Source organism: Vibrio sp. IB15, from assembly GCF_016406055.1.
Classification (GTDB): Bacteria; Pseudomonadota; Gammaproteobacteria; order Enterobacterales; family Vibrionaceae; genus Vibrio; species Vibrio chagasii.
In genome coordinates this window covers 49,035-61,861 of sequence record NZ_JAEFCE010000006.1, presented here as the reverse complement: position 1 = coordinate 61,861, position 12,827 = coordinate 49,035, and the positions used below count along the sequence as shown (strand labels likewise).

The 12,827-nt window shown below is 45.7% G+C and carries 10 protein-coding genes and 1 pseudogene; 8 read left to right on the top strand and 3 right to left on the bottom strand.

What is annotated here, in order from left to right; translation table 11 throughout:
- Positions 1–18 precede the first annotated feature (18 nt).
- The 5 genes from JC606_RS03720 to JC606_RS03700 all read left to right on the top strand — a co-directional run bounded on the left by JC606_RS03720 (position 19) and on the right by JC606_RS03700 (position 7,985).
- Positions 19–942: a capsule biosynthesis GfcC family protein gene (locus JC606_RS03720; RefSeq protein ID WP_198778031.1), complete on the top strand. Its 924-nt coding sequence runs from the start codon at positions 19–21 to the stop codon at positions 940–942.
- Positions 942–3,227: a YjbH domain-containing protein gene (locus tag JC606_RS03715; protein WP_198778030.1), complete on the top strand. Its 2,286-nt coding sequence runs from the start codon at positions 942–944 to the stop codon at positions 3,225–3,227. The genes JC606_RS03720 and JC606_RS03715 overlap by 1 nt, the downstream gene beginning before the upstream one ends.
- Positions 3,228–3,946: 719 nt before the next feature.
- Positions 3,947–5,083, top strand: coding sequence for a polysaccharide export protein (locus tag JC606_RS03710; protein WP_198778029.1), 1,137 nt, complete (start codon positions 3,947–3,949; stop codon positions 5,081–5,083).
- A gap of 138 nt (positions 5,084–5,221) precedes the next feature.
- A complete protein-coding gene (locus JC606_RS03705) occupies positions 5,222–5,662 on the top strand; it encodes a low molecular weight protein-tyrosine-phosphatase (protein WP_137406311.1) in 441 nt (146 codons plus the stop codon).
- A 151-nt stretch (positions 5,663–5,813) separates the two neighbouring features.
- The gene (locus JC606_RS03700) at positions 5,814–7,985 is read left to right on the top strand and encodes a polysaccharide biosynthesis tyrosine autokinase (RefSeq protein WP_198778028.1); all 2,172 of its coding nucleotides are present in this window, start codon (positions 5,814–5,816) and stop codon (positions 7,983–7,985) included.
- A gap of 715 nt (positions 7,986–8,700) precedes the next feature.
- Here the strand turns inward: JC606_RS03700 and JC606_RS03695 are convergent.
- The 3 genes from JC606_RS03695 to JC606_RS03685 form a co-directional block, all read right to left on the bottom strand.
- Positions 8,701–9,036 carry a hypothetical protein gene (locus tag JC606_RS03695; RefSeq protein ID WP_102424685.1) on the bottom strand — a complete coding sequence of 112 codons (336 nt, stop codon included), beginning with the start codon at positions 9,034–9,036 and terminating at the stop codon, positions 8,701–8,703.
- Between the two features lie 307 nt (positions 9,037–9,343).
- Positions 9,344–9,808 (bottom strand): N-acetylmuramoyl-L-alanine amidase, encoded by a 465-nt coding sequence (locus tag JC606_RS03690; RefSeq protein WP_198778058.1) that lies wholly within the window; start codon positions 9,806–9,808, stop codon positions 9,344–9,346.
- A complete protein-coding gene (locus JC606_RS03685) occupies positions 9,808–10,221 on the bottom strand; it encodes a hypothetical protein (RefSeq protein WP_198778027.1) in 414 nt (137 codons plus the stop codon). Before JC606_RS03685 ends, JC606_RS03690 begins: the two co-directional genes overlap by 1 nt.
- A gap of 288 nt (positions 10,222–10,509) precedes the next feature.
- Here JC606_RS03685 and JC606_RS03680 point away from each other — a divergent pair, with 288 nt between their 5' ends.
- The 3 genes and pseudogenes from JC606_RS03680 to JC606_RS03670 all read left to right on the top strand — a co-directional run.
- Positions 10,510–11,619: a helix-turn-helix domain-containing protein gene (locus JC606_RS03680; protein ID WP_198778057.1), complete on the top strand. Its 1,110-nt coding sequence runs from the start codon at positions 10,510–10,512 to the stop codon at positions 11,617–11,619.
- Positions 11,620–11,703: 84 nt separating this feature from the next.
- Complete coding sequence (locus tag JC606_RS03675; protein ID WP_198778026.1) at positions 11,704–12,024, top strand: hypothetical protein; 321 nt, start codon at positions 11,704–11,706, stop codon at positions 12,022–12,024.
- Between the two features lie 422 nt (positions 12,025–12,446).
- Positions 12,447–12,806 (top strand): annotated as a pseudogene (locus JC606_RS03670) (ISAs1 family transposase); the annotation flags it as partial.
- Positions 12,807–12,827 lie beyond the last annotated feature (21 nt).

Sequence of the window (12,827 nt, the reverse complement as noted above, 5' to 3'; positions counted from 1 at the left end):
TCTGAGTAACGAATTAAAATGATGAATAATATGAGTCACGCATCAAAAATGACGGAGTGTCGGCTGTCTGTTATGAGTTCTACACTAACGATGAGAGTTCTGTTGACGTTTAGTGCGCTGTTATCTCTGTGTACTTTTAGCTTCGCTTCTTCAGCGTCTAACGTTGTTACGCCTTCGGTTAAAACAACCATTGAGCTTCCTCTTCAAGGTGTAACGCTTGAGTATAAAGCTAGCGTTCGATTGCTTCAGGTGTTGGACGACGCGAATGCGAGCTCTAACATGACTGCTGGCTCTAACGTGACTAACAGTAGCAGTATTGGTTATTTCCCTCTTTCAGCTCAATTGTTTGATAAAACCAATACTAAAGCTAACGGACTTAACAAAGATATCGAAGCCCAAAAGCACCATGTATTTAAGCAGCTTGACGCTTTTTCGGTAGAAGAACCAGAAGCAAAACGAGTGAAGCAACAGTTAGCCTCTTTCCAATATCTCAATCGAGTTTTTATTGAATTAGATCGTAATGCGGTTATCTCGCAATCAGGTAAGAACCCGTTACTGGTTTCCCGTTCTAATCTAGATAAAACATCGGCAACTCAAGCTCAAAGGTTTTCTCTGTACTTACCAAAACGACCAACGTCAATTCAGTTGGTGGGGGCAATGAAAGAGTCGGTCACCATGAATCTGATAGAGCATGGCACCTTGAATGACTATCTCGACGCATTGCCGAGCGGCTTTATTGGTGAATCAGCGGATAAAAGCGTGGCATATGTTGTTCAGCCAGATGGCGTGGTGCAAACCATTCAATATGCATACTGGAACGAACAGCCGGTTTATTTAGCACCAGGTGCCATGGTATTTATGGCGTTTGACGCTCTGCCATCGGAGTACTCAACGTTGAACCAAGATATTGTCGATTTGCTACGTAATAAGGTTGGCCTGTAATGCTGAAACAGAAATCATTCCCACTATCGGCAGTGTGCACATCGGTTACCTGCGCCTTGTTAATGACCAACAGTACTTCTGTATTTGCAGAGACGTTTTTTGCCGAAACAGCCATTGATTCTTCTTCGATTCGGGCAGAAAAAACACCATTCGACGCCACTGAATACAGAACATCGCAAATGAACTTTGGTGGTGTTGGCCTAATGCAAATGCCAACAGGGCGAATGGCGCCTGAAGGCGAGTTTAACGTGAGTGCTTCGTTTAATAACGAATACTACTTTTATAACGTCAGCTTGCAGGTGATGCCTTGGCTAGAAACCACCATACGTTATACACAAGTGCAAGATCTTCTATATAGCGGAGGAGGCGCTGGTCAAGATTGTTCGCAAAACTCCTTCAGTGGTTGTACTAAATACACAGATAAAGGCATCGACTTTAAACTGCGCTTGCTCGAAGAAGGGTATTACTTGCCGGAAGTTTCCGTGGGGATGCGTGACTTTGGTGGTACTGGCTTATTTGATGGTGAGTTTGTCGCAGCAACTAAGCGCTTTGGACCCGTTGATTTCACCTTGGGTATGGCTTGGGGATACATGGGCACCAGTGGCAATTTCACGAATCCACTGTGTAAAGCCAGTGATAAATATTGCGAACGCCCATCTGACTTTAAAGGTAATGGTGGCAGTGTCGATTTTGAGCGCTGGTTTAAAGGCGATGCGGCCATTTATGGCGGCTTGGAATACCAAACCCCTTATAAGCCGCTCACCTTAAAGCTTGAATACGATGCCAACGATTACTCTCAAGACTTCCCAGTGGTACGTGGGAGTGTCGACATGACACAACACACGCCATGGAACCTGGGTGCTGTGTATCGTTTTACTGATTGGGGCTCTGCCAAAGTGAGCTATGAGCGAGGCGATACTTTAACCCTTGGTTTTGATCTTTCGACCAATTTTAATGACATGTATTCTGTGTGGCGAGATACGGAGAAGGCAGACTTGCGCCCAAGCGGTGTCGAGACGGTGGACGATATTGATATGGCGGCCCTTGCGGCAGACCTTGAAACGATCGCTGGCTATGAACAAGCACAAATCTTGGTCGACGATAATAGCATTGTGGTCAAAGGCTCTCAGGTGAAATACCGAGACAGAGATATCGCCCTTGAACGCGGTGCGACCGTGATTGCTAACGGTGTGCCGAGTTACATCGATACCTACCAGATCATCGAAAACGATAAGTCACTGGAACTTACTGAGACAACGATAGATGCTCAAGCGTTCAAAGCGGCAGCAAATAACCGTTATCTGAATGCTCAAACCAGTGATGCAACCAACACCCATGAACTGGAGCGTAAGCGAGCGGTTATTTATCATGATGGCCGTGAACGCTTTGATGTGTCGGTGTCACCTAACCTTGCTCAATCGTTCGGCTCGGCTGAAAACTTCTACTTATACAGTTTGGGTTTATACACCAATGCTTCGTTCTGGGCGCTAAACAATGTCGAGCTCTCGGGGTCGCTTTACGTTAACTTAATCGATAACTACGACAAGTTTAACTACACCGTGCCACCAGATGGCACCGACCAAACGCCAAGAGTACGCACCTTGTTTCGCTCTTATGTTGACGATCCGGTCCGTTTGGACCGCTTACAACTGACGTGGTTCGAGGACTACGGCAGCGGTATCTACACTCAAGCTTACGGTGGCTACTTAGAGAGCATGTTCGCTGGGGTCGGTGGTGAAATTTTGTATCGACCATTCAATCAAAATTGGGCTATTGGCGCAGACATGACGGCAATAAGCCAACGAGATCCTGAAAGCTGGTTTGGCACGTTTGATCAAGCGACCCAAATTAACCCAGATAACAGCAGCCGAACGTACAAAGTTATCGACAAAGGCAGTACAGGCTTTATTACCGGTTACTACACACCGCAATGGGACTTCTTGAGCGATACCTTGCTACAAGTTGGGGTGGGTAAGTTCTTGGCGGGTGATATTGGTACTCGTATTGACTTCTCGAAGCAGTTTAAGAGTGGCGTGATTGCCGGTGCATTTGTCAGCATCACCGACATGACTACTGAAGAGTACGGTGAGGGCAGCTATACCAAAGGTTTCTACGTGTCGATTCCGTTTGATTTAATGACGGTGAAACCAAGCTCAAGCCGTGGTGGCTTCACCTGGTTGCCGATCACGCGTGATGGTGGTCAAGTATTGAATAAGCAGTACAACTTGTTCGAGCAAACCGATGCGCGTTCGCCTTGGTTCCAAAGGCCAAGTAGCGTTAAGTAGATTTAGGGGCGAATACGAGCAACGAGTAATCGGGATACGAAGAGCGAGAAAAGATAGATACGGTTAACGAGTAAGCCGGATACGAAAAGCAGGGAAAGAGCAGTCTCGAATAATTCAGTAACGAATAGCTTAAGAGCTCGTGATATTAATGGGGTCTAGCTTTTGGTTCTCCCCCTTGAACGTCGTTCGTTTGTGAGCGGTGATGTTAATCAAAGGGGGAGCTAGAGGGGGATGTTTATCTATGTGTTACCAACCCCTCTCAGCCTCCCGTCACGGCTCTTCGTTTACTCGTACCTCGTTACTCTCATCTGCTCTTGCGCTCTTAAGCTTTTCGCATCCCGTTTACTCGCATCTGTTACTGCTCTTACCCCCTTAAAACCATTCAACTAGGTTGATAATAAACACAATCTTGTGGATAATGCATACGGATTAAATAAACGTCACGTAAACGCTCGATTTGCTACGTTTTAGTTCAAAATCCCTAGATAAATCATAGATTGATGGGGATACATTTTATACGCAGTGTGGTGTCGCGGAGTACCAAGGGGCGGTAGCGTCTTTTGGGGTTCATTCTTTTGATACCAATTGGAAGCAAGGTCACAGTTAGTGTTGCCCTCTGCTCTTTTGAATGCAGCGTAACTGATAAAATGATTCGTTTAATCCCTTATGGGTGTCCTTTGGGGTATCACAACACATTCCGTTTCTAGAACTTGGTTAACATGAAGATTAATAAAAATCGTCTCCTTTTGGCGCTCCTTCCTGTATTACTTGCAGGGTGTACGACTCCAGGTAGTCACCTATCTACGGGTGGCAAGAATGTGATTCAGGCCTCTGAAGATCAGCAAGAGTCTGATATTTCTGAAGTGGTGAACGTTTACCCACTTACCGCACAGTCAGTCTCGACTTATCAAACGGGCGAAGTGTCGGTTTCAAGAGCAAACCCTGAGTTAGACGTAGACATCGCAAAATACGAATACAAAGTCGGCGTTGGTGACATCTTAAATATTACGATTTGGGATCACCCTGAGTTGACCATTCCTGCAGGTTCTTACCGTAGTAGTACCGAGGCCGGTAACTGGGTACATGCCGATGGCACCATCTTCTATCCTTACATTGGTACGGTAGAAGTGGCAGGAAAAACCGTTCGTGAAATTCGAGCTGACATCGCGACGCGTTTGGCTAAATACATCGAAAGCCCACAAGTGGATGTTAACGTAGCGGCGTTTCGTTCTAAAAAAACCTACATTACTGGCGAAGTGTCTAAACCGGGCCAGCAGCCGCTCACCAATATTCCATTAACGCTACTTGATGCCGTTAACCGCTCTGGTGGCCTTTCAGAAGATGCGGATTGGCGTAATGTGTCATTAACGCGCAACGGGGTAGAAGAGAACCTATCGCTTTATGGCTTAATGCAGCGTGGTGATTTAACACAAAACCGCTTACTGCAAGCGGGTGACATTGTTCACGTGCCGCGTAACGATAATCAAAAAGTCTTCGTAATGGGTGAAGTGAAAGAGCCTAAACTTCTTAAGATCGACCGCGTGGGCATGAGCCTAACCGAAGCGCTAAGCAATGTTGGCGGTATCAACGAACTGACTGCAGATGCGACGGGTGTGTTTGTGATTCGTACCTCTGATGATAAATCGGAGCGTATGGCAGACATCTACCAACTAGACATTGAAGACGCATCAGCCTTAGTGATTGGTACCGAATTTGATTTAAAACCTTATGATGTGGTTTACGTAACAGCAGCACCAATCAGCCGCTGGAACCGTGTGATTGGTCAGTTGCTACCGACAATCAACGGCTTCAACAACTTGACTGAAGGTGCATTGCGTATTCGTAATTGGCCGTAGGCTAAGAGATAATGGCAATCAGGTCGTATGTTAAATGCGGCCTGATTTTTATGTTTATACCCAAGTCACTTCGGGATCCTTGAATCCTGCCTATTAAAGTCGCTTGGGGATACAAGCCCAATACAATTAGAGACAGCTATGTTTAATAAAATTTTAGTCGTGTGCGTGGGCAACATTTGCCGTTCTCCAACAGGAGAGCGCGTTCTTCAACAATTACTTCCAGGCAAAGAGATAGCCTCTGCCGGAATCGCGGCCGAAAAGAGCCGTTTACTTGGTAAGCCAGCCGATGAGACCGCGATTTTAATCGCAGCAGAAAATGGCGTAGATGTCGAAAACCATCAAGCCCAACAAGTGACACCTCAGCTCTGTGCTCAATACGATTTGATCTTGGTGATGGAGAAGGGCCATTTAGAAGCGCTCACTCAGATCTCACCAGAAGCACGCGGTAAAACCATGTTGTTTGGCCAGTGGATTGGTCAGAAAGACATTCCCGATCCGCACCGTCAAAGCCGAGAAGCATTTGAATACGCTTATCAGTTGATAGACGACGCCGCACAAGCGTGGGCAAAAAAGCTGTAGTTTGAGGTTTCGTCTTTAATTTGCGTATACGCTATTTATCGTTGAAGCGTTGAAGCGGCGAACCGTCACAAAGGCAACAATAACAGAATCATAGACAAGAGGTGCGTCGTTCACCCTCTTGAATAGCAATAATTTAGGAAGTAGCAAACAAATGACAACACAACCCTCCCAGCCATCGCATACAGATAACTCTGATGAGATCGATTTAGGAAAACTGCTTGGCATCTTATTAGATGCTAAATGGCTAATCATGCTCACCACATTCATCTTTGCTGTGCTTGGTATTGCGTTTGCGCTGCTTTCAACACCGATCTACAAAGCCGATGCGCTGATTCAAATTGAAGAGAAGAGCTCTGGCGGCATCTCTTCTATGGTCGGCGATATGGGCGAGCTATTCTCACAAGAGTCATCAGCAACCACCGAAGTCGAGATCATCAAATCGCGCATGATCTTAGGCGAAACGGTGGATAAATTTAACCTAACGACGGTGACTGCACCAATTTACGCACCGATCGTTGGTAAAGGCTTTGCACGCTTAACCGGTGATATCAACCATATTGCGGTAAGCCGCTTTACCTTGCCAAGCTATGCGAGCGATTACTCACACACTATCCAGATTCTTGATGCCGAACAAGGCACTTATCAACTGTTGCGTGATGATGAACGCGTTATCCTACAAGGTAAAGTGGGTGCGCTTGCAACGGCCGATGACTACAGCCTGTTTGTGGCAGGGTTTGAATCTCACAACGGTTTCGAATTCTCTATTGCTAAACAAAGCCGACTAGAAGCGATCGAATGGTTGAAAAAATCCTTGTCTCTGTCTGAGCAAGGTAAGCAAACCGGTATTCTGAAGTTGAGCTTTGAAGGCGAAAACAAACAACAGATTACTGAGATTCTTAATCACATCAGCCAGATCTACTTTTTACAAAATGTGAAGCGCAATTCAGCGGAAGCAGAAAAGAGCCTAGAATTCTTAGAAAGCCACCTTCCAGGTATTAAGTCTGAGCTGACGGGCTATGAAGACACACTAAACAATTACCGCCAGAAGAACGAATCGATCGACTTGGGCTTAGAAGCGCAATCTACCCTAAAAGTAATGGTAGAGCTTGAAGCGCAATTGAATGAGCTGACGTTTAAAGAGAGCGAGATCAGCCAGCGCTTTACCAAAGATCACCCCGCTTACAAATCACTGCTTGATAAGCGTAAAACATTGCTACGTGAGAAAGACCGCCTGAACGAACAGATTCAAAAGTTACCGAAAACACAGCGTGAAGTGCTGCGTATGACACGCGATGTAGAAGTGAACCAACAAATCTACATTCAGCTGTTAAACAAGGTGCAAGAGCTAAGCATCATTAAAGCGGGTACCGTAGGTAACGTTCGTATTCTAGACGACGCCCAAGCGTATAAGCGCGCTGTAAAACCGAAGAAGCCACTGATCGTAGTATTAGCGACTTTGCTAGGTGGTATGTTGAGTGTGGCGTTTGTATTAGTGAAAGCGGCATTTCACCGAGGTGTTGAAAGCCCAGATCAAATTGAACAAATTGGTTTACCCGTTTATGCGGCTGTACCAAAATCAGATTTGCAAATTGAGCTAACCAACCGCTTTAAATCGAAGAAAACACAGACCAAAGGCGCGCAGGCACTGCTGGCAGAATCTAACCCAGCAGACTTGTCGGTAGAAGCGCTACGTGGCCTTCGTACCAGCTTGCACTTTGCGATGCTTGAAGCCAAAAACAACGTGTTAATGATCTCTGGCCCGGCGCCAGGTATTGGTAAATCTTTCATCTCGACCAACTTTGCCGCAGTAGCGGCTAAAACAGGTCAAAAGGTATTGTTGATTGATGCCGATATGCGTAAGGGTTACCTACAGCAAAGCTTTGGTGTGAAATGGGAAAACGGCCTTTCTGATGTGTTGAGCAACAAACAAGAGTTTGTGCAATCAGTGAAAGCAACACCAGTAGAAAACCTAGACATTCTTACTCGCGGCCAAGTGCCACCAAACCCATCGGAACTGCTAATGCACCCACGCTTTGCAGAGTTGATGGATTGGGCATCAAAAGAGTATGATTTGGTGATTGTCGATACTCCGCCAGTATTAGCGGTAACCGACCCAAGCATCGTTGGTGCGTTTGCTGGCACCACACTAATGGTGGCACGTTACGGTCAAAACACCCTTAAAGAGATCGACGTTGCTCGCAACCGTTTCGAACAATCAGGCATCGAAGTGAAAGGCGTTATCTTCAACGCCATCGAGAAGAAAGCATCAAGCTCATACGGCTACGGTTACTACAACTACGCATATTCGAGCGATAAGAAATAAAGAGCGGTAACGGGATGCGAGTAATCGGGTAAACGAAAAGCTAAAAGGCAGATACGAGTGGCGAGAATGAAAAACACCACTCGAATCCGCTCTTCATCTTTTTTATCTCTTCGTTACTCGTTTACCCGCTACCCGCGTCTATTCTTTTCAGCTCTTCGCATCCCGTTTACCCGTTACTCGTATCTGCTCTTAATCTCTTCGCGTCTCGCTATACGTCACCCGTACCTATTTTTATCCCCTCGTACCTGCAGTTCAAATTATTCGAAGACTTAGCTTTTGGTTCTCCCCCTTGAACACTGGACTATTGTGAGTGATGGTGTTGATAGAAGGGGGAGTCAGAGGGGGATGCTAGCGGTGTCTAACCAACCCCTCCCTACCTCCCCTTATATTAATATTTTTTGCCAAGTAACAATCGTGATAAAGGGGAGGAGCTAAAAGCAAAACTCGCATACTCTTGTCTTTGATTTTCATATTGCTTGCTCTCTGCCACCCGCTTTTTCATCATTACGTTTTATCGATTAATGAAATCGTCATTCCAGAACTGAGGAACGAAGTATCTGGAATCTGCTTTTAATCTCTTCGTATCTCGATACCCGTCACCAGTATCTGCTCCTTCAGCTCTTCGTTTACTCGAATCTCGCTACTCGCATCTCGCTACTCGCATCCGCTCTTCAGCTCTTCGAATCGCGTTTACTCGTATCCCTCATCTGCTCTTCTACTTTTTAATCACCCCTCCCGTTAAATACAATCCAATCGCAGCTAACACCGGATAACCAAACGCTTCATTGGTCATTTCTCCCAACGGTTTCCAATCGTAACCGTGCATGCAGCCAACAATGACCATCACATGAAGTGCGACATAGGGTATGGTGAACAACAATACAATGTAGCGTTGCACCAATTTAAAAGGTTCATACGCTTTCAGTAGTGCTAGCTTGTGCTTCGCCTTTTCTTCATCAGTAAAAAACATCGCATCTCCTGTGTTGGTGATTGCATCTAACCCTTTGCTAATGGAAGACTGGCTTCCAAATATTCTCCCGAACAACGTCATACTGCTCCTTAGTTTATTGATTGGCTTTGACCGCCTATATGGCCTTTGACTGACTAACCTTATGCTTCGACAACCTTAGCGAGGCCTCTCCTCTACCATTGATCCTTGAATTAGATTCCCTATCACGTTCGTCCCTTACTGTAGGGAATGACGACTAGTTTTATTAAGTTAATAGTCCCACGACTCCGTCATTCCGCCATTCTGTTGCTTTAGAGGCGAGGAACGAAGTATCTGGAATCTGCTTTTAGTCTCTTCGCTCCTCGTTCTCGCGCCACTCACATCTGCTCCTAATCTTTTCGCATCTCGTTTACTCGTATCTCGCATCTTCTCTTAATCTCATCACCGGACACGCCTTATTCACTCCCCAATCTTTATGGCCCTTTACCGCTTCATCTGAAATAGAGAACTGTTCTTGCAACGCTGCCACCAAGCCAAACAGTGCCTTACGTTGCGAAAACGTGAAATTGTCGTCTGGTTGCTGCTTTGCGTCACAGCCACCGATCATACAAACCCCAATATTACTTTTGTTGTGCCCTTTCACATGTGCGCCAGTCTGCGATAGCGGCCTACCTAGCTCTACCTTGCCATCACGACGAATCACAAAGTGATACCCCACATCGCGCCAGCCTCTCTTTTTATGCCAGCAGCGAATGTCATGCACGCCTATGTCTTGCTGTGGTGACGTGGCGCTGCAATGCACGGTAATAAAAGAGAAAGCCAAACCGGCGGGAAGGTGACACAAAATGGAACCAAGGGATGAAGATTGACCCATTAATCGCGGCCATTGAGTTCGATGAGTTGCTGGTGGAGTGCGTGACAAAATGCTTCCTCATGTTGTTGTAACCATTGCTGGGATGCAGCTACCTGGCTTAGTTCCAAATTGCTACGTTTCAGCCAAGCACGTTCCACTGTTTTCACGTAAGCGTCGTGATAGCGCACATAGCGAAGGTAAGTAATGTAATAGCCAAGGGTTTCGCGCTTGCTTGCTCGGCTTATTGCCCAACAAACATCCTCGTAGTTAACAGCAGCAAAGCCAGTGTGTTCTGATGATGCGCCATATGCCGAGTTCTGATCTGAGCAACAGCGAGAGTTAGAGTGCGCATAAGGGAGGGAGTAAGAGCAGCACTCTGCACTGGCCATGTTGCCTCGGTAGACGGAAATAAAAAGAGAGATGATTACCTTCATTGAACACCTTATGGTTGCTACGGGGGAGGCAATGTAATTCAAGGTTTGCGATTAGGGTTGCCGTTGCTCATCATTAAAAAAAGGCTTAGCTAAAAAGTGAGAGGTGTTTCCCAAAATACCTGTTTGATAGGTTTGATGTTGCATATCAGTTCGAGCCAATTAACTAAACATCTTTTCTTACAACTTATCTCACGGGCGTTGCGCCCCCAATCCTTAAAAAAGTGTTGTTAATGCTCTGACTATCAATGGATCTCTTGATGAATCAACCGATAACAAGGAGCGTTAATGATGTGTGTTTCTCTCATTCTTTCTTTTATGCCACTGAAAACCGGTTCGCCAATTAGCAAATTGGTACTGTTAAAATTGGCCGATAATGCCGACGCGCGCGGCGTGTGTTTCCCCTCGTTGAATTACTTAGCGCAATATTGCGAAGTGTCGCTAAGAACCGTAACAAGACATGTTAACGAGCTGGAAAAGCAAGGTTTTTTACAGCGGATAAAGCGCTTTGATGATTCAGGGCGCCAGCGCAGTAACTTGTACCAACTGCGTGTGCCTGAAGGTTGTCATATTGAACAGCGCAACTTAATTCATGACACCCCACAGCCCGCCACTGTATCGGTAACGGAGCCTGTAGCCAATCACAACCCTAATACGGATCAATCCGACACCCACCAGGAGGCCAACCGATCCAACACGGAGAGTGATCCCCTGGCACACATAATCTCTCATAAAGAACATAAAACAGGGCTGAGCCTAAAAACTAACACGCTCGAAAAGAGTCCCTCAGAAAACACAGTGGTAGAACGAGGAGATACCATCACAACGGATACGCACAGTTCGAAGAGCAAAAGCACGGACATCACAAGCACTAACACTGAAATCTCGGACGCCAAAAACTCGGACACCAAGAGCCCAGATGACGCGGTGATTCACCTGCTTACTCAAGAGGGAAGTGCACCGATTTATCACGAGTTCTTTACCATATTAGAGAGCACCTATCCCAGCTTAGACGTACTGCAACAACTGCACGCCATGCAAGCCTGGTTGTACATTAACCCCGATAAACGTAAACCGTTTGAGCATATTGGCCATTTTGTGAATGGCTGGCTAAGAAGAAGCGCGAAAGCCAAAACCAAGCAAGGAGCGTTCACACCAATAAAGCGAACCAAAGGGACAAGGCCAATCAAGCGAAAACTGCCAATGCAGCTGGCGCAAGCAAACCTTACGAAAGAACAACCACGAAGTAAGCACTTACCTCATCAGCATAGCCAATCAGCCACAACACCTGTGGCCCAAGCTCTGGCTGAATACCAAAGTACTAACACCCACAACCCTTTTGAAGCACGCATTAAAGCGCTCATTCAATCGAAAGCGCAGATGAAAGATGACACTGAGTGAAGCCAAGCTCGGCGCACCCAAACAGGGCGCAACCAAAACCACACAACGGAAGTGAGCAGTAATGTAAACAAGGAAGAAAATAACATGGAAGATACAAGCTTAAAAAAACTGACCACCGAACAGCAAGCCACGCTTTTGGCCAAAGAAGTCGCGCGAGTAGAAGGGCGAATTGGAGAGTTCTTAAAATTACTGGTGAGCCATTACCCACAAGGCTTAACCCGCACTGAAATCAAAGCAATGCTGGCTGTGAACACCAACCCCAGTTTTGTTTCTTTGTACCGTAACGGCAAAATATTCATCGATATAGAGAAGCGCTACTGCGACGCAGCACAAGAAAACCGATACTACATAGGGACGCAATACCTGCAAGACGTACAATGCTTTCGTTGGGTAAATTCATGGTGAGATCTTGGTTCAAATTTCAAACTAGTCAATATGCATACACTTTGTTACAATCTCGGCCTTCAAAAAAACCGTATAAAAACCGCATTAGAATGAAGTACGGTGAACAGCCATGATTTATTGCCTTTAGGAGCCAAACCTAAGGGCGGTAGCGTACCCAAATTCGGATGGCGAGCAAGTCAAAAGGGCTACGAGCTGCAAAAAGACTGTTTTTGTGGCCTATTGGGACGATTTTTAAAAAGTAAGCAAAATCTAGGTTTTATAAGGGATTGTCGAAAAAAGACTGTCTCAAAATGAATGAAAAGTGTCTCAGTAGGTTTTTAATGCTGAGGTGGTTTTGTGAAAATTGCTCAGAAAAATTCACGTCAAAGTTCATTTTGAACGAGCTCATGGTTTAGATACCCTCGATTATCAAATCTTGCCCTGAATGGCCAGAGCTAAAAACAATGGGTATCGTTGTTTCTTTGCGACAAAAGGAAGAGGTCGCGAAAGAGTCAGAATTCACGGTTAGATACTACATTAACTCGAAGGAATTAAGTGCTAATGAATTGTTAAATGCCACACGTTCACATTGGTTGGTTGAGTCGATGCACTGGTCGTTAGATACCGCTTTCGGTGAAGATGCCAGCCGAAAACGAGTAGATGAAGGTGCAGAAAGTTTTGCAAGGATCAGGCAAATGTGCTTAAACATGCTGAAGAGTGAAACGACTCTCAAAGCGAGCATTAAACATAAAAGAGCGATGAATTGTGAGTACCTTTTAAAGGTTCTAGCAAGCCTTTATTGACGGGGAAGTTCATGAATTTTC